Consider the following 17,326-nt stretch of genomic DNA (forward strand, 5'->3'; position numbering starts at 1 on the left):
TGGGTCATGAGCGAGATGCAGGAGATCAGAACTGGTCGGCACTGCGCTTTCGTGATGCATGTGCACTTGGTCTTCGTGACCAGGTTCCGGCGCAAGGTGTCCACCGATGCCCACTTGAGGCGGATGGAGGAGATCATGCGGTCGGTGTGTACGGACTTCGAGTGCGACCTGGTGGAGTTCAACGGCGAGGGCAACCACGTCCACCTGCTGGTGAACTTCCCGCCCAAGGTCGCCGTGACCAAGCTGGTCAGCTCCCTCAAGGGCGTCTCCTCCCGCCGCCTCCGACAGGAGTTTCCCGACCTGGTGCGCCACTACTGGCGGGCCAACAAGCTCTGGTCCGGGTCCTACTTCGCCAAAACCATCGGCGGCGCCCCGCTCTCCGTGGTCAGGCAGTACATCGAACAGCAGAACCGGCCGGCGTGAGCAGCACCCGGCTCCGCCGCGAGAAGCCCTCACGGCGCTCCGCGCCGCAGGCGAAGAACCGCGGTGTCCGGCACCGCCGGACCTGAGTCTGCGACGCTCCACGTCGCCACTGTCAGATTCGCTTCACCACCGGCCTGAAGGCCGATGCACTGCGAATGAACTCCGGTAGCAGGCTGGGAGCCGGGTTCGGCGGCGGCGTCGGCGGCGAGCCCGGTGTAGAGGTAGTGGTCGAAGAGGCGGCGCAGGCCCTCGGGGTCGGCCTCCGGGGCGAGATGACGCACGTAGAGGCGCACCAGGTCGTGTGGTGTCCAGCGGCCCGGTACGGCCTCGGTGAGCAGATGCGCGGCGGCCAGCCGGTCCAGGTCGGCGGTGGCCTGCGCGGGCGGCAGACGGTGCAGCGGAATGGCGGCGACTCCGCTGTCACCAGTGGTGACAGCACGACCGGACCACGATACAGCGCGGAGCCCTGGCCGCCGTTCGAGATGGCTGCCCTACGTCAACACCCTGCCCAGATAGCCGTGCAGCAGCGTGCGGGTCTCCTCGATGACCTTCGGGTCGCCCTCGGGGTCCATTCGGAAGGCCAGATGGACCAGGGTGTCGGCGGTCTCCACCGCGATCAGGAACATGCGGCGCAGGTCGTCGTCGGGTGTGCCGTCGAGGTAGGCGGAGAGGAGGTCCGTCAGCCGGTCGGTGACGCGGCGGTTGGGTTCGGCGCGGGCGCCGACCGGGATCTGGTTGCCGAAGTCGACCAGACCGAAGCCGGGTGCCGTGCGTCTCATGTCCACGTACTCGTCCAGGACCGCGTCCATGGCGGCGCGCCAGCCGCCCTCGCCGTCCGTCCGGGCCAGGCGGCGGGTGACGCGCTCGGTGTAGCGCTCCAGGTTGCGTTCGGCGAGGGCGTCGACCATCGCCCGCTTGTTGTCGAAGAAGCGGTACACGGAGCCGATCGGCACTCCGGCGCGCAGGGCCACGGCACGGGTGCTCAAGGTGTCATAGCCGCCTTCGTCGAGGAGGTCGGCGCAGGCGTCGAGGATCCTGGACAGCCGTTCGGCGCTTCGGCGTTGGACGGGTGGGCGGCGCAGCGAGCTCGCTTGGGGCACGAGCCTCATCATGCCGTTCCGCGGGGGAGCGGTGAACCTCGCCCCCGTGTTCGCGCGCCGGGCGGGGACGCCGTGATGTCGGCCGTGCTCTCGATCGCCGTGCCACGTACCGCCCAGACGGTCAGGTCGTCCGCGTAGAGCCGGGCCGTGAGCTGGTGGGTGCCGCGGGGGACCAGCCGGCCGGAGAGGTGGTGGTCGCCGGTGCGCAGTCGGGCGAGGCAGTGGCCGTCCAGGTAGAGCAGGGCGACGCCGTGCCCGGCGGTGGCCAGCGGGCGCGTCTTCGGGGGCGAGAAGCGGAAGTTGCGGACGGTCAGGCGCACGTCCCAGCCGTCGCCCTCGTCCGGCTGGACCTCGACGGTCACCTCGGGCGCGCCGTCCTTGCCTATGTCCCGGTAGTGCCGCCCCTGCTCGTCGGTGTGGTCGAGCACCTTGCCCACCGGCGAGACCGTCACCTCGCCCTCCCGCTCCCGCTCGGGCCCGTCGCCCGAGCCGCAGCCCGCCGCGCCACCGAGCAGGGCGGCCATCGCAAGCACGGCGAGCGGTCCACGCGTCCACGACATACCGGGGAGGGTAGGGCACCCATCGCGCAGGCGGATCCCCCTGCGGGCGGGGTTCTCGCGCGCGAGGGCGCATTCGGCCGTACGGGGTGGTCCGGCGCATCCGGGCGGATCTGACGGGCTCTCATCCGCTCCTTCGCGCCTCTTGCGCGCCGGACCCTCGAATCCTACGGTGTGGCATAGGAATCAGCGACGAGGGAGTGGCGATGAACGGGGACGCGAGGAAGATCGCGGAGGGGCTGTCCTATCTCTCCGGGTTCGGCAACGAGCACAGTTCCGAGGCGGTGCCGGGCGCCCTGCCCGAGGGGCGCAACGCCCCGCAGCGCGCGCCGCTCGGGCTGTACGCGGAGCAGTTGAGCGGCTCGGCGTTCACGGAACCCCGGGCGCACAACCGCCGTTCGTGGCTGTACCGCATCCGCCCCTCGGCAGCGCACCCGACGTTCACGCGCACGGACAACGGCGCGCTGCGCTCGGGGCCGTTCACGGAGACCGTGCCGGATCCGAACCGGCTGCGCTGGAACCCGCTGCCGGAGCCCGCGGCGGGCACGGACTTCCTGGCGGGCCTGTGGACCCTCGGCGGCAACGGCGACGTCACACAGCGCGCGGGCATGGCCGTGCATCTGTACCACGCGAACGCGTCCATGGACCGGGTGTTCAGCGACGCCGACGGTGAGCTGCTGATCGTCCCGGAGCGCGGCGGGCTGCTGCTGCGCACGGAGTTCGGGTTGCTGCGCGCGGAGCCCGGCCATGTGGCGCTGATCCCGCGCGGGGTGCGCTTCCGGGTGGAGCTGCTGGACGACGACGCCCGCGGGTATGTGTGCGAGAACTACGGCGCGCCGTTCCGGCTGCCCGACCTCGGCCCGATCGGCGCCAACGGCCTGGCCAACGCACGGGACTTCCGCGCCCCGGTGGCCGCGTACGAGGACGTCGAGGGCCCGGTCGAGGTGGTGAACAAGTTCTGCGGCAACCTCTGGACGGCCCGCTACGACCACTCGCCGCTCGACGTCGTCGCCTGGCACGGCAATCACGTGCCGTACGTGTACGACCTGCACCGGTTCAACGTGATCGGCAGCATCAGCTACGACCACCCGGACCCGTCGATCTTCACGGTGCTGACCTCGCCGAGCGACACCCCGGGCCTCGCGGGCGTCGACTTCGTCGTCTTCGCGCCGCGCTGGCTGGTCGGCGAGGACACGTTCCGGCCGCCGTACTTCCACCGGAACGTGATGAGCGAGTACATGGGCCTGATCGAGGGCGCGTACGACGCCAAGGCGGAGGGCTTCGTGCCGGGCGGTGGCTCGCTGCACAACATGATGTCGGCGCACGGCCCGGACCGGGAGACGTTCGAGAAGGCCAGCGCCGCCGAGCTGAAGCCGCAGAAGGTCGACGACGGGCTGGCGTTCATGTTCGAGACCCGCTGGCCGCTGACCCTGACCCCGCACGCGGCAGCGGCGGAGCATCTGCAACCCGCGTACGACGACGTGTGGCAGGGCCTCGAACGCCACTTCCGCCCGTTGCGCTGAGCGCCGCCGACCGGTACGCATAGCTCCGTGTCCTCCTTCGCCCCCGACTCGATCGTCCTGAACCGCAAGCTGCCGCTCTGGTACCAGGTGTCGCAGTCGCTCCGTGCCTCGATACTCGGCCGCTCGCCCGGTGACCCGCTGCGCCTGCCCACGGAGGAGCAGTTGGCGGGGCACTACGGGGTGAGCGTGCTGACCATGCGGCAGGCGCTGAAGGAGCTGGAGGGCGAGGGGCTGATCAGCCGCCATCGGCGGCGCGGCACGTTCATCGAGCCCAGTGCGCGGCGGGGCGCCCCGGTGCGGCTGCTGGGCTCGGTGGACGCGATCGTGGCCCAGCAGTCCGGGATGACGAGCGAACTGCTGGAGCACGGCCGGGTGCCGGTGCCGGTCGGTCTCGTCGAGTACTTCCCGGATCTCACGGAGGTGGCCGCGTACCACCGGCTGCGCAGCGACGAGAAGACCGGCGAGCCGACCAACCACGCCCGCAACTACGTCCGTCCCGAACTGGCCCCGTACATCGACCGCGAGGATCTCGCGCGGTGGCCGATGACCAAGGTGCTGCGGGACGTCGTGGGCGCGGAGATCAGCCGGATCACGGACACCGTGGAGGCCCGGCTGGCCGACCCGGAGACGGCGCGGCTGCTCCAAGTGCCGCTGCTCAGCCCGATCCTGCACTACACGGGCATCACGTACGACGCCGACGGCAGGCCGCTCGACGTGGCGGTGATCCACTATCGCGGGGACCGTTTCTCGTTCACGGTCACCCTCGAGGCCACCTGACCGTACGATGCCGGGCGTGCCGTACGACGACGCTCCGCTGCTCGCGGATCTCCTGCCGTGGTCCGTCGCATCCGTGCGGCCGGGCCGTGCCTGGCCGTGCGCACCCGACGCGGAGGCGCTCAGCGCCCGTTGGGACGCTCTGCTGCGGGCCGAGGGGCCCGCGCGGGAGGCGCTGTTCGAGCCCACGCGTGCGCGCACGCTGCGTACGTCGGTCGGCCAGTTGCCGGGACGGACCGGGGGCACGGGGCGGCTGCTGCGCGCCTCGGGCCCCTGTGCGCGGCCCGTCCGGGTGCTGCACGGGCCGTTCGACGAGCAGTGGTTGATCCCGGACGCCCGGCTGATCGACGCCGCGCGCCCGGAGCTGTGGCGGGTGGCGGACGCGCACCAGATCTTCGCCGTGGAGACGGCAGCCGGTGCTCCGGGCCCGTGCCTGCTGGTGACGTCGCTGCTGCCGACACTCAGGAGCGGCCGGGTCCGCCCGCTGTACCGGCGCCCCGTCGGCGCGGAACCGAACCTGGCGCCGGGCCTGTTGACGTATCTGGCGGCCCGGCTCGGGCAGCGTCCCGAGCCGGTGGACGTCCTCGCCTGGAGCGTGGCGACCGTACGATCCGGACCCGGTGGCCTCGTCGTCCCGCTCACCGCCGACGGTGAACTGTGGGCGCAGGGCGTCGAGTTGGGGCGTCGGATGCTGTGGCTGATGCGCCGGGACGGTGAGCGTCCCAAGCTGCCCGGCGGCCGTCGCCCCTACGTGCGCGCGCCGTTGCCCGCACGCCCCGTGACGCTCCACTACGACCGGGACGAGGAGGTGCTCCATCTCGACGGGGGCCGTATCTCCCCGGTGCCGCGGCGGGCCTGGGACTTCGAGGCGGGTGGGGTCCGGGTGCTGGAGGAGTGGCTCGCGGCCCGGACCGCCGAGCCGGAGCCCGGCACGCTGGCGGCGATCCGCCCTGCCGCCTGGCCGCAGACCTGGACGTCCGAACTGCTGGAACTGATCACGGTCCTGGCACTGCTGGCGGAACTCGCGCCACAGCAAGTCGAGTTGGAGTCGACAGCCCTCGTCACGGCCGAGGAGCTGCGCACGGCGGGTGTGCTCCCGGTACCGGAGTGGTCGCGCCGCCCGGCCTCGGTGCTGGACCACCACGAGGAGGGACCCGAGGGGCAGTTCGCGTTGCTCTAGTGCCGTGTCAGGCGCTGGCGCCTCGGCAGGCACCAGCAGAGCGCGGGGTATCGCTGCTGAAGGGGCGGGAGTTGTGCCCGCGCCCGGGACTCACACCGAGGCGCTGCGGCGTGCCGTGGGGATGACGGACGACGAGATCGCAGCGCGGTGCCGGGACGGTGTGACGGCCTGGGCGCGGGCCCTTGCGGGATGCCGCCTCGCGGGCGGCGGGAGGAACGCCGGTGTCGCTCAGCGTCCGCCGAACAGCGAACGCCGCAGGCGGCGCAGCGGCGCGAAGAGCGAGACGCCTCTCACGCGCGCACCCCTGCCGGAGTGGTCGTACGCGGTGCTCCGCGCGGTCAGTTCACGCATCAGCAAGGTCGCCTCGGCCGTCTCGCGCTGCGGGAGCGCGGGGCCCGCCAGCACCGAGAGATGGCGGTCCAGGCGCGAGCTGGTCGCACTGCTCCCGCAGACGATGGCAGGGACCCTTGCCCTGCTGCGCACTGTTATCTGTTCCATGTCACTCCCCACCCGCTACGACTCCGCCCGGCCCCGGGCAGAGTAACCCTATCGCCCCCTGGCGGCACTCGTGTATCGCGGGCCCATGATTCACCTTCTCCGTAAGGGGATTGACGGCCACTGTGCGAATACGGCTCGGTGCAGGGCGAGTTGACGGGCCAATCGGCTGGTGGCGGCGGGCGGGAGCGGCGGAGCGGACCGCCGCCTGATCGTCGTCGTGGTCCTTGCGCACCGACCGGCACCGGACTGGTGTTCAAGGGGGCGGCAATCGCACTGCCTTGAGCTACTTTGGGGGAGAAATCACGCGGAGTGGATACATCGCGCGGATGCGAAGGGGACGCCCGTGTCCGAAGAGTCCGGTCGAGAGCGTGTGATCGCGGAGCGCTACCGCCTGTTGTCCCGCCTCGGCGAGGGCGGTATGGGCACGGTGTGGCGGGCCCGTGACGAGGTCCTGCACCGGGAGGTGGCGGTCAAGGAGGTCCGGGCCCCGGCCGGGTTCGGGGCGGCGGAGGTCGAGCGGCTGTACGCGCGGCTGGAGCGCGAGGCCTGGGCCGCGGCCCGGGTGGCGAACCGGAACGTGGTGACGGTCTATGACGTGGCCCATGAGGACGGCCGCCCCTGGATCGTGATGGAGCTGGTCCGCGGCATCTCCTTGGCGGATCTGCTGGACGCGGAGGGTCCGCTCACTCCGCCGCGGGCCGCCGCCATCGGCGCCGAGGTGCTCTCCGCCCTGCGTGCGGCGCATGCGGCCGGAGTGCTGCACCGCGACGTCAAGCCGAGCAACGTCCTGCTGGCGAGCGACGGCCGGGTGGTGCTCACGGACTTCGGCATCGCCCGGGTCGAGGGCAGCGCCGCGCTGACGATGACCGGCGAGGTCGTCGGCTCGCCGGAGTTCCTCGCGCCCGAGCTGGCGCTGGGGCACGCGCCGGGGCCCGAGGCCGATCTGTGGTCGCTCGGTGTGCTGCTGTACGCGGCGGTCGAGGGCTGGTCGCCCTTCCGGCAGGACACTCCGCTCGGCACGCTGCGGGCGGTCGTGGACGAGGAGTTGCCGCCGCCCCTGCGGGCGGGCCCGTTGGCCGGGGTGATCCAGGGGCTGCTGCGCAAGAACCCGGCCGAGCGCGTCCCGGCCGCGCAGGCCGAGCGGGACCTGCGGATCATCGGCGCGGGCGGTGCGCCGCACACGGGCGGCGGGACCGCGTACGCACCGACGGTGCGGGTCTCCCCGGACGGGCCCATGGGTCCTCACCGGCCCGTCCCCGGGCCCGACGCCGCGCCGGGGCCCGCCGCTCGGACGCCGCCCGAGCCCGAGCCGCGCAACGGCCGTGCCGTCGCCGTCCTGGTGGCGAGCCTGGCCGTGCTCGTGCTGGCCGTGGCGGGACTGACGTACGCGCTGGTGAACCGCGACAGCGGCGGCGACGGGCGGACAGGCGACGGGGGCACGCACAGCACCGGCGCGGGCGGCGACGGTGCGTCGGGGAGCACCACCCGGAGCAGCACGCCGGAGACGAAGGATGCGAGCCCCTCCCCCACGCGCACCCCCTCCTCTCCCCGTACGAGCGACAGCCCTCGGACCACCAGTCCACCCACCCCCTCGGTGTCGGTGCGGGTCACGGGGTCGCACACCGGCTACTCGGGCGTCTGCTGGTCACCGGACGCGAAGGCACCGACGTTCACGGCGACGTTCACCGTGGGCGGTGTCCCGGCCGAGGTGTCCTATCGCTGGGTCACGAGCGCGGGGCAGATCTCGGCCCCGGGGTGGACGACGCTGTCGTTCCCCGAGGGCGGCGGGAGGACGGCGCAGCGGCAGATCGCGGTCACCACCGACGACACGGGCGGGACCGTGCGCGGTGAGGTCCGGGTGGAGGTGCGCGGGCCGGTGAAGGCCACCTCCGGTTCGGTGCCGTTCTCCATCACGTGCGAAGCGGAGACCCCTACGGGCGGGGCCTCCGCTTCCGATGAGTGACCGGTGAACGACCGTCGGGTGACGGTCGGTTCGGCCGTCAGGCCAGGCTGTTGAGCACCGGCAGGTAGCCGCCGGACTGGCCGGCCGCGGTCGGGTGGTACGACTCGCCGATGTTCAGCCAGTCGACGCTGTGCAGCCAGGAGTCGCTGGAGCAGATCTCGTGGCCGCTGAAGGTGGAGCGGACGTCACCGAAGACGAAGCCGTGATTGGCGGCGCGCTTGGAGATGGCGGCGTCGATGTAGTCGACGGCACCGTTGATGGCCGCGCGCTTCGTCTCGGACAGCCCGAGGCACAGGGTCGTGTTGAGCTTGTAGAAGCGGGGGTAGCCCATGACGACGACGCGGGCCGAGGGGGCCTTGGCCCGGATCTGGTTGTAGACGGCGTCGAGGCGGCCGGGCAGCGTCGAGTCGACGTACGCCTTGGCCGTCGCGATCTTCGACAGACAGCCGCTGTCGGAGCTGATCACACAGTTCGTCATGACGTCGGCGAAGCCGGCGTCGTTGCCGCCGATGCTGATGGAGACGAGGCTCGTGGACGAGTTGAGGGCACCGAGCTGGTTGTTGATGACATCGGTGGTGACGGCGCCCGAGCAGGCCATGAAGCTGTACGAGGACGGGGCGTGGGACGACTGCCACAGGTACGAGTAGGCCTTGGTGCTGCGCTTGCAGTCGCCGCTGGAGCTGATGTAGCTGCCGGATCCGACACCGGATGAGTAGGAGTCACCGAGGGCCACATAGGCGCCGGTCGAGGCCTGGGCCGAGGCCGCCCCGGTGAGGGCGATGCCGATGGCGAGGAAGAGCGAAGTCACGTACGCCACAAGGCGGGGACGTCTCACGGGAATCTCCTTTTGGCAGGAACGGTGCGCAACTGATGTACCAGCTACGCGCGTTGACCGGAAGTGTCCATGCCAAAGATTTCGGCGCCCCGCCCGATCTGTTACTCCCGCGTCCACCACTCGTTCGATTCAGCCGCAGAGGTGTGCTCCAACCCCTTGAATTCCTGGTCAGGTTGGATCACTCTTCTTCTCAGCCCTGAGCGGAAGACCGCGCTCCGGGCCTCTTGGCATTGACCCTCGACACACTCCCGGGAGCCCATGGCAAGACCAAGCCAAGAACACGTAAGTGCGACATCTGTGTCTTGACGGACCCCTGTCGCCTGCGCGACATTGAAGCCCGGCATCCGGCGCTTCGGGGGGCAAAGTCGCCCATGCAGACCTTACGGATCAAGCCATCTTCACCAGGTGAGGACGGGCGGCCGGGACAGGGTTCGGGGAGGGACCTGTTACCGCTGCTCATGGGCGCGGCCGTGGCGGTCGCGGCGGTCGGCGCGCTCCTCGCGCTCGGCGACCGACACACGCCGCTGCGGGGCCCGTTCACCTTGTTCTTCCTGCTCGCCGCGCCGGCGACGGCGATCGGAGCCGCGCTGCGGGGCCTGGATCCCCTCGCCCGCGCGGTGGTGTCCGTCGCGGGGGCGCTCGCGGTCGATCTGCTCGTCGCCCAGGGGATGTTGGCCGTGCACCGCTGGTCGGTGCGGGGCGGCGTCGTCGCGGTGACCGTGCTCAGCTCCCTCGTTCTCCTGCTGGTACTGGTACGGCACCGGCGCGGCCGTACGGCGAGAAGACGGGCCTGACAACGTGGACATCAGGGTGTTCCGTCCCGGCGACCTCAGCTTTGCCGACCGGGCGGCGTGGACGGCCTTGCAGGCGAAGGCCCACCTTCATGGTTCGCCCGAACTGGCGAACCCCTTCCTGGCCCCCGAGTTCACGCTCGCCGTGGGCCGGGCCAGACGCGGGACCCGGATCGCGGTCGTCCACGAGGGCGGTGAGCCCGCCGCGTTCTTCCCGTTCCAGAGAACCGCCACCGGGGTCGGCCGGGCCGTCGGCCTCGGGGTCTCCGACTGCCAAGGCCTCGTGCACCGCCCCGGCTTCACCTGGGACGCCCAGGAACTGCTGCGCGCCTGCGGCCTCGCCGTCTGGGAGTTCGACCATCTCGCGGAAGGCCAGCGGCCGTTCGAGGCGTCGGCCTCCGGCACCTTCCCGTCCCCGGTCATGGACGTCGACCAGGGCTACGACACCTATCTGCGTCACCTCCGCGAACGCTCCCCGAAGTTCACCCGCACCACCCTCGCCAAGGAGCGGAAATTAGGGCGGGACATCGGCGAAGTCCGCTACGTCCACGACGAGCGCGACCAGACCGCCCTGCACACGCTGATGGCCTGGAAGTCCGCGCAGTACCGCAGGACCGGGCGCAGCGACCGCTTCGCGCACCCCTGGATCAACGAGCTGACGCACCAGCTCTTCCACACCCGCTCCGAGCCGTTCGCGGGCATCCTCTCGGTGCTCTACGCGGGCGACCGGCCGATCGCCGCGCACTTCGGACTGCGCACCGAGCGGGTGCTCGCCTGCTGGTTCCCCGCGTACGACACGGAGTTCGCGAAGTACTCCCCCGGCCTTGTCCTGCATCTGCGCATGGCCGAGGCGGCTGCCGCCGACGGCATCGCGTATCTGGACCTCGGACGGGGCCAGAAGGAATACAAGGACTCCCTGAAGACACGGGAGATCACCGTGTCCGAGGGATGGGTGACCCGCCGTCACCCGGTGGCGTACGGCCACCGGGCGCGGCGCGCCCCGGTCCGGGCGCTGCGCAACGCGGTGCTGGCGCGACCGGAGCTGTTCGAACCGGCCGATCGGCTGCTCAAACGGATGGGGCGAATCCGCTCCAGGGGTTGAGTTACGGCCAAATCCACGAAACCGAGGGAGACGTCTCAGGGCTTGCCATAAAGACTCAACCGTCAATACCGTCATACTTCTACTCGCATCGGTCCACCCTCGTGCGGCTCCAGGGGAGGGCTCAGGGACCGCGGTGATCCGGTGCGGAGCGCGGTAGGGGGGTGCCGTGCTCGGTGGACGACTTCTGTCCTGCCGGGCCGTGCCGCGCGACCGGCTGCCGAACTCCTGGCGGACGGACAGCGATTCCAGCTCATCCGGCATGCCCGCAGACCACGGCAGGCCCGGATGAGAACCCCCCTTTCGAACCGGACACACAGCCGGACCGCCCAGGGGCGGGCGGTCCACCGGACGAGAGGGACCAGACTCATGAGTTCTGCTCTGCACTCGGCTGTATCCGCACACGATCCGCTCATACCGGGGAAGTACCGGCCCGTCTCCTCGCACCTGGCCATCGCACCGCCGGTGAGCGTGGTGATCCCCGCCATGAACGAGGCGGAGAACCTTCCCTACGTCTTCAAGACGCTGCCCGACTGGATCCACGAAGTGGTGCTGGTCGACGGCAACTCCACCGACGACACCGTCGAGGTCGCCCGCGGGCTGTGGCCGGGGGTGAAGGTCGTCGAGCAGCGCGGCAGGGGCAAGGGCGACGCCCTGATCACCGGCTTCGAGGCCTGCACCGGGGACATCATCGTGATGGTCGACGCGGACGGCTCGGCGGACGGCCAGGAGATCGTCAGCTATGTCTCCGCGCTGGTGTCGGGCGCCGACTTCGCGAAGGGCTCACGGTTCGCGAACGGCGGCGGCACCTCCGACATGACACCGATCCGCAAGCTCGGCAACCGTGTGCTGTGCGGACTGGTCAACGCCAAGTTCGGCGCCCGCTACACCGATCTGTGCTACGGCTACAACGCGTTCTGGCGGAAGTGCCTGGACGAGATCGACCTCGACTGCACGGGCTTCGAGGTCGAGACGCTCATGAACATCCGGGTGGTCAAGGCCGGGCTCAAGGTGCAGGAGATACCGAGCCACGAGTATCTGCGCATCCACGGCACGAGCAATCTGCGCGCGGTGCACGACGGGTTCAGGGTGCTCAAGGTGATCCTCCAGGAGCGCTCCAACCGGCGTGCGCTGCGCCGCCGTCCGCACACGGTGGCGCTCGACTCCGCGCGAGGAGAGGCGTCTTGAGCATCCCGGACATCTCCGTGGTGATCTGCGTGTACACCGAGGACCGCTGGGAGGACATCCTCGCGGCGGTCGCCTCGGTACGGGCGCAGTCCCGCCCGGCGCTGGAGACGCTGCTGGTCGTGGACCACAACGAGGCCCTGCTGGAACGGCTGAGCGCACAGTACAAGGAGGCGGCCGACCAGGTCCGGGTGCTCGCCAACGCGGGCCCCCGCGGCCTGTCGGCGGGCCGCAACACCGGGATCGCCGCCTCGTACGGGGAGATCATCGCGTTCCTCGACGACGACGCCGTGGCCGAGCGGGACTGGCTGCAGCACTTCGCGGCCGGGTACGCGGACCCCCGGGTGATGGCCGTCGGCGGCCGTACGGAGCCGGTCTGGGCGTCGGGCCGCCGCCCGGCCTGGTTCCCGGAGGAGTTCGACTGGGTGGTGGGCTGCACCTACAAGGGGCTGCCGCCCGGCCGGGTCCGGGTGCGCAACGTCCTCGGCGGCAACGCCTCCTTCCGCCGCGACGCCTTCGAGGCGGCGGGCGGCTTCGCCACCGGCATCGGACGCGACGGCGACAAGCGCCCGCTGGGCGGCGAGGAGACGGAGCTGTGCATCCGCCTCACCCGGGCCCGGCCCGACGCGATCCTGCTCATCGACGACCGCGCGGTGATCCACCACCGGGTGCCGGCGCCGCGCGAGCACTTCGCGTACTTCCGTACCCGCACCTATGCCGAGGGGCTCTCCAAGGCCCGCGTGGCCCGGAGCGTCGGCTCCGGCAAGGGGCTCGAGTCGGAGCGCCGCTACACCACCCGGGTCCTGCCGGCCGGGGTCGCCCGCGGGCTGCGCGACGCCCTGCTGGCCCGCCCCGGCGGAGCGGGCCGGGCGGGCGCGATCGTCGCCGGGGTGCTCTCGGCGGCGGGCGGCTACCTGGCCGGAAGCCTCCGCACCCGCCCACGCGGTGCCTCGTTCACGGTGGTGGAGATCCCGGACCGCGAGGAGGGCGCCGTATGAACGACCCGGCGGTGCCCATCCTCATGTACCACTCGGTGGCGACGGACCCCACCCCGGCGACCCGCGCCCTGTCGGTGACACCCGAGGCCTTCGCGGCGCAGGTGGCGCTGCTCGCGGTCCTGGGGTGCACGCCCGTCACCACCGCGACACTGGCGCGTAGTTGGCGGGAGGGTGCCGCGCTGCCCGAGCGGCCCGTCCTCATCACCTTCGACGACGGCTACGAGGGCGTGCACCGCCACGCCCTGCCCGCGCTCGCCCGGCACTCCTTCGCCGCCACCCTGTTCGTGTCCACGGGATGGATCAGGGGCGACCACGACACCGGTGGCGGCCTGGACACCATGCTCGACTGGGACCAGATCCGCGAACTGGCCGCGTCCGGCGTCGAGATCGGCGGACACAGCCACACCCATCCGCAGCTCGACCAACTCACCGACGACGCGCTCGCGGACGAGCTGCGCCACTGCACGGAGATCATCACCGACGAACTGGGCACCCGCCCGGTCTCGTTCGCCTACCCCTACGGCTACTCCAACCGCCGGGTGCGACAGTCGGTGCGCCAGGCGGGCTACCACCAGTCGCTCGCCGTCGGCAACGCGCTCGCGCACCGCCGCCAGGGCCCCTACGCGCTGCGCCGGGTCACCGTGCGCCGCACCACCGGGCTCGCGGAGTTCGAACGGCTCGTCCAGGGCCGGGCGATCGCCCGCGCCTTCGCCAGGGACCGCGTCCTGACCAAGGGGTACGCCATGGTCCGAAGAGCACGACAGGTTCGCCGGAAGGCCATCGCTTCCCGTGTCTGACACGACCACAGCCCAGGCCGCGTCCTCCACGACCGCGGCACCCGAGCGGCCCGGCCGCCGGTTGCGCCTGCCCGGCCTGGGCGGGAGCGGCGGCGGCAGCCCGCTCTTCCGCAACGCCTACGCGCTGATGCTCAACACCGGCGTCTCGGCGGTGCTCGGCCTCGGCTACTGGCTGGTCGCGGCCCGCTACTACTCCGCCGACGCGGTGGGCCAGGGCTCGGCGGCGATCGCCGCGATGAAGTTCCTCGCCGGACTCACCGCGGTGACACTGACCGGGGCCCTGGCCCGCTTCATCCCGGTCTCGGGGCGCGCCACCGGACGCCTCATCTCCCGTACGTACGCGGTCAGTTCGCTGGTCGTGGCGGTCGGCGCGGGCGTCTTCCTGGTGACGCTGGACCACTGGGGGCCGTCGTACCGGTTCCTGCACGGCACGGTCAACGGGCTCGGCTTCGTCGTGGCCGTCATCGCCTGGAACCTGCTCACGCTCCAGGACGGGGTGCTGACCGGGCTGCGCAGCGCGCTGTGGGTCCCGGTCGGCAACACCGTCTTCTCCGGGGTGAAGCTGGCGCTGCTCGTCGGGCTCGCTGTGGCCATCCCGACGACCGGTGTCTTCGTCTCCTGGGTCGCGGCCATCGCGACGTCCGTCCTGCCGCTCGGCTGGCTGGTGTTCCGGCGGCTGGTCCCCCGGCACGTCAAGGCGACCGAGCGGCACGCGAGGCCGCCGTCGCTGAAGGAGATCGGCCGGTTCCTGGCCGGTGACTGCACCGGCTCGCTGTTCTCGCTCGCCGTGGTCTACCTGGTCCCGGTGATCGTGGCCGCGCAGGTCAGCGCCGCGGACAACGCCTACTTCTACATCGCCACCACCATCGGCGGCACGGTCGACCTGCTGGCCATCAACATGGGCGCCTCGCTCACCGTCGAGGGCGCGCACGACCCGACACAACTGGCCGCCAACACACGGGCCGCGCTCAAGCGCATGGCCCGGATCATGCTCCCGGTGTGCGCGGTGCTGTTCCTCGGCGCACCGTTCATCCTGCATGTCTTCGGCGCGGGTTACGCGCACGCGGCGACCCCGCTGCTGCGCTGGTTCGCGGTCGGCGCGCTGCTGCGGGTCGTCATCGAGACGTACTTCGCGGTGCTGCGCGCCCAGAGCCGTACCTCCGGACTCGCCTGGCTGCAGGGCCTGTTGTGCGTCCTGGTGCTCGGGCTGACCCTGCTGCTGCTCCCCCGCATAGGACTGACCGGCGCGGGCGTCGCGGAGGTCGCGAGCCTCGCGGTGATCGCGTCGATCGCCGCGCCGAGGCTGTTCAGGGTCGTACGCGGCGCCCCACCGCGCGCGCTGCCCGAGAACATGGCACCGGACGGAGACCTGGCCGACCTGGGGACGCGCGAGGTCCCCGTACCGAGGCACGTCCCGTCCTGGGCCGAGGGCACGAGCGACGCGTACGGCAAGGGCGACACGGACAACGCGTACGGCAAGAGCGACACGGACGACGCAGAGGACACAGGCGACACGGGCGATACGGGCGATACGGGCGACACGGGTGACACGCGCGCCGAACCGGTGCGTCCCCCGCGCTCCTCCGGCCGTCGCGGTGTCGTGCTTCTCGCCTGTCTGCTCGTCACCGCCCTGCTCCTCTACTGGGTGCCCGCGCTCGCGCTGAACGACAGTTCCCTCGACCGGATGGGCGGCCTCGGGCTGATCTCGGTGCTGCCGCCGCCGACCCTCGTCGGGGCCGCGCTGCTGATCGTGGTCTTCGCGGCGCTGCTGTGGCGCGTCCACGAGCACAAGGGGCTGCTGCTGGTCACCCTGCTCGCCACCGTCGTGTCGCTGCACGCGCTGCCCGCGGTGATCGAGACCGAGCCGCGGTTCGCGACGGCCTGGCAGCACCTGGGCTTCCTCGACTACATCGACCGCACCGGGGCGGCCGTACCGGACCTGGACGCCCGCTGGAGCTGGCCGGGCTTCTTCGCGGCGGCGGCGTTCGTCGCGAAGGCCTGCGGGGTGAGCGACCTCACCGAGGTCATCCGCTGGTGGCCGCTGACCATGCAACTGCTCTATCTGGCACCGATGTTCCTGCTGCTGCGCTCGCTGCGGGCGGGCTGGCGGGCCAAGTGGACCGGCCTGTGGCTCTTCGTGCTCAGCGGCTGGGTCGGCCAGGACTACTTCTCCCCGCAGGGGTTCACGTATCTGTTCTATCTGGTCTTCGTGGCGATCCTGCTGGTGTGGTTCCGTGCCCCGCACCTGATCTGGACGAAGGCCCGCCCCGGCGAGGCGGAACCGGAGCAGGCCGGAAGCGGTCAACGGGCCGTCCTGCTGGCGCTGTTGATCGCCCTGTACGCGGCGAGCGTGCCGGCCCACCAGCTCACCCCGTTCGTGATGCTGGGCGTGCTCGCGGCGCTCGTGCTGATCCGCCGCTGCGAACTGCGCGGCCTGCCCGTCCTGTTCGCGGTGCTGGTCGCGTTCTGGCTCGGCTTCATGGCCGAGCCGTACTGGTCAGGGCACTTCGACGAACTCTTCGGCGGCGTCGGCGGGGTGGGCAGCAATGTGTCGACCTCGGTCTCCGGGCGCATCCAGGGCGGCGACTCCACCCACAAGCTCGTGCTCTACGCGCGGGTGCTGCTCGCCGGGACGGTCATGGCGCTCGCCTGCTGGGGCTGGTGGCGGCGGCGCGACCACCGGTACCGCGAACGCTCGCTGCTCGTGCTCACCTTCGTGCCGTTCCTGGGCTTCGGGATGCAGTCGTACGGCGGCGAAATGGCCCTGCGGGTCTTCATGTTCGCGCTGCCGGGCGCGGCCCTGCTCGCCGCGCTCGCCCTCTTCCCGCGGACCGGCGTCACGGCGAAGGAGCGGGACAAGGACCGGGTGAGCCTCGCCCCGGTCGCGGCCCTCCTGGCGGGCCTGGTGCTGATGGGCGGCTTCCTGGTGGTCCGCTGGGGCAACGAGCCGTTCGAACGGATCCGTCCGGGCGAGGTCACGGCCATGGACTACGTGTACGCGCACGACGATCCGACCGTGCGGCTGCTGTGGCTGAGCAACGACCCGGCCACCAATGTGACGCCGGCGATGCCCTGGGGCGCGAAGGACATGGAGAAGGTGCAGTACGTACCGACCCTCGCGCCCCCCGATCCGGTCCTGGTGTCGGACCTGGTCGCCTCGCTCGAGGACGCGGGCCCCCACTCCTACCTCATGGTCAACCGCAGCCAGGTGACGTATCTCCAGATGGACGTCGGCTACTCGGCGACCTGGCGGACCCGTCTCCTGCGGAACCTGGACGCCCGTCCGGAGCTGAAGAAGGTCTTCGCCAACGACGACGCGACCCTGTACACGCTGCGCGAGCCGCCGAGCGGCGCGGTCCCGCAGCCGCGTCCGGGTCCGATCGGACCGCGGGTGACCTGGACGCCGTGGTCGGTCGCCGGGGGGCTCGCTGCCGTGGCGCTGGTCCTGATCCTCACCACGCGCGAGATCGTACGGGTCGCGGTGCGCCCGAGCGCGCGGCATCTGCGGTGGCTGCGGGGGAGCTTCTGGTTCTCGCTGCCGCTGCTGGCGGTGCTGCTGGCCTCGCTGGTGCAGCGGTTCCTGACGATGGGCAAGGGCTGACC

16 protein-coding genes are annotated in these 17,326 nt (G+C 71.4%); 11 read left to right on the plus strand and 5 right to left on the minus strand.

Annotated elements, in window-relative coordinates:
* The first annotated feature begins 6 nt into the window (after positions 1 to 6).
* Positions 7 to 423 (plus strand): IS200/IS605 family transposase, encoded by a 417-nt coding sequence (gene tnpA, locus NGF19_RS24550; protein WP_252427579.1) that lies wholly within the window; start codon positions 7 to 9, stop codon positions 421 to 423.
* 29 nt (positions 424 to 452) lie between these two features.
* Here the strand turns inward: tnpA and NGF19_RS31175 are convergent, their stop codons facing one another.
* The 3 genes from NGF19_RS31175 to NGF19_RS24565 form a co-directional block, all read right to left on the minus strand.
* Positions 453 to 716, minus strand: coding sequence for an RNA-binding protein (locus NGF19_RS31175; protein WP_372505790.1), 264 nt, complete (start codon positions 714 to 716; stop codon positions 453 to 455).
* A 198-nt stretch (positions 717 to 914) separates the two neighbouring features.
* Entirely contained in the window at positions 915 to 1,532 is a 618-nt protein-coding gene (locus NGF19_RS24560; protein ID WP_252427482.1) for a TetR/AcrR family transcriptional regulator, read from the minus strand.
* Positions 1,532 to 2,083, minus strand: a complete 552-nt coding sequence (locus NGF19_RS24565) for a hypothetical protein (protein WP_252427484.1) — start codon at positions 2,081 to 2,083, stop codon at positions 1,532 to 1,534. The genes NGF19_RS24560 and NGF19_RS24565 overlap by 1 nt, the downstream gene beginning before the upstream one ends.
* A 203-nt stretch (positions 2,084 to 2,286) precedes the next feature.
* On the opposite strand from NGF19_RS24565, the gene hmgA reads away from it, so the two are divergent.
* From hmgA to NGF19_RS24580, 3 genes are read left to right on the plus strand one after another with little or no spacing between them, the layout of a single operon-like run.
* Complete coding sequence (hmgA, locus tag NGF19_RS24570; protein WP_252427486.1) at positions 2,287 to 3,603, plus strand: homogentisate 1,2-dioxygenase; 1,317 nt, start codon at positions 2,287 to 2,289, stop codon at positions 3,601 to 3,603.
* Positions 3,604 to 3,630: 27 nt separating this feature from the next.
* On the plus strand, positions 3,631 to 4,380 hold the full coding sequence (locus NGF19_RS24575) for a GntR family transcriptional regulator (protein ID WP_252427487.1): 750 nt from the start codon (positions 3,631 to 3,633) through the stop codon (positions 4,378 to 4,380).
* A 7-nt stretch (positions 4,381 to 4,387) separates the two neighbouring features.
* Complete coding sequence (locus NGF19_RS24580; protein ID WP_252427489.1) at positions 4,388 to 5,557, plus strand: type ISP restriction/modification enzyme; 1,170 nt, start codon at positions 4,388 to 4,390, stop codon at positions 5,555 to 5,557.
* 228 nt (positions 5,558 to 5,785) lie between these two features.
* Here NGF19_RS24580 and NGF19_RS24585 read toward each other — a convergent pair whose 3' ends face one another.
* Positions 5,786 to 6,055, minus strand: a complete 270-nt coding sequence (locus NGF19_RS24585) for a hypothetical protein (RefSeq protein ID WP_252427490.1) — start codon at positions 6,053 to 6,055, stop codon at positions 5,786 to 5,788.
* A 343-nt stretch (positions 6,056 to 6,398) separates the two neighbouring features.
* Here NGF19_RS24585 and NGF19_RS24590 point away from each other — a divergent pair, with 343 nt between their 5' ends.
* Positions 6,399 to 8,018, plus strand: a complete 1,620-nt coding sequence (locus NGF19_RS24590) for a serine/threonine-protein kinase (protein ID WP_252427492.1) — start codon at positions 6,399 to 6,401, stop codon at positions 8,016 to 8,018.
* A 37-nt stretch (positions 8,019 to 8,055) separates the two neighbouring features.
* Here the strand turns inward: NGF19_RS24590 and NGF19_RS24595 are convergent, their stop codons facing one another.
* Complete coding sequence (locus NGF19_RS24595; RefSeq protein WP_252427493.1) at positions 8,056 to 8,853, minus strand: SGNH/GDSL hydrolase family protein; 798 nt, start codon at positions 8,851 to 8,853, stop codon at positions 8,056 to 8,058.
* 458 nt (positions 8,854 to 9,311) lie between these two features.
* On the opposite strand from NGF19_RS24595, the gene NGF19_RS24600 reads away from it, so the two are divergent.
* The 6 genes from NGF19_RS24600 (at position 9,312) to NGF19_RS24625 (ending at position 17,324) form a co-directional block, all read left to right on the plus strand.
* Positions 9,312 to 9,647, plus strand: a complete 336-nt coding sequence (locus NGF19_RS24600) for a hypothetical protein (protein ID WP_308288530.1) — start codon at positions 9,312 to 9,314, stop codon at positions 9,645 to 9,647.
* Between the two features lie 4 nt (positions 9,648 to 9,651).
* Positions 9,652 to 10,746 (plus strand): GNAT family N-acetyltransferase, encoded by a 1,095-nt coding sequence (locus NGF19_RS24605; RefSeq protein ID WP_252427496.1) that lies wholly within the window; start codon positions 9,652 to 9,654, stop codon positions 10,744 to 10,746.
* Positions 10,747 to 11,112: 366 nt separating this feature from the next.
* Complete coding sequence (locus NGF19_RS24610) at positions 11,113 to 11,931, plus strand: glycosyltransferase family 2 protein (RefSeq protein WP_252427498.1); 819 nt, start codon at positions 11,113 to 11,115, stop codon at positions 11,929 to 11,931.
* Complete coding sequence (locus NGF19_RS24615; RefSeq protein WP_252427499.1) at positions 11,928 to 12,926, plus strand: glycosyltransferase family 2 protein; 999 nt, start codon at positions 11,928 to 11,930, stop codon at positions 12,924 to 12,926. The genes NGF19_RS24610 and NGF19_RS24615 overlap by 4 nt, the downstream gene beginning before the upstream one ends.
* Entirely contained in the window at positions 12,923 to 13,723 is an 801-nt protein-coding gene (locus tag NGF19_RS24620; protein ID WP_252427501.1) for a polysaccharide deacetylase family protein, read from the plus strand. Before NGF19_RS24615 ends, NGF19_RS24620 begins: the two co-directional genes overlap by 4 nt.
* Positions 13,716 to 17,324 carry a lipopolysaccharide biosynthesis protein gene (locus NGF19_RS24625; RefSeq protein WP_252427503.1) on the plus strand — a complete coding sequence of 1,203 codons (3,609 nt, stop codon included), beginning with the start codon at positions 13,716 to 13,718 and terminating at the stop codon, positions 17,322 to 17,324. Before NGF19_RS24620 ends, NGF19_RS24625 begins: the two co-directional genes overlap by 8 nt.
* Positions 17,325 to 17,326: the final 2 nt, after the last annotated feature.

The sequence above is a fragment of the Streptomyces macrolidinus genome, assembly GCF_023887685.1.
Taxonomy (GTDB): Bacteria; Actinomycetota; Actinomycetes; order Streptomycetales; family Streptomycetaceae; genus Streptomyces; species Streptomyces macrolidinus.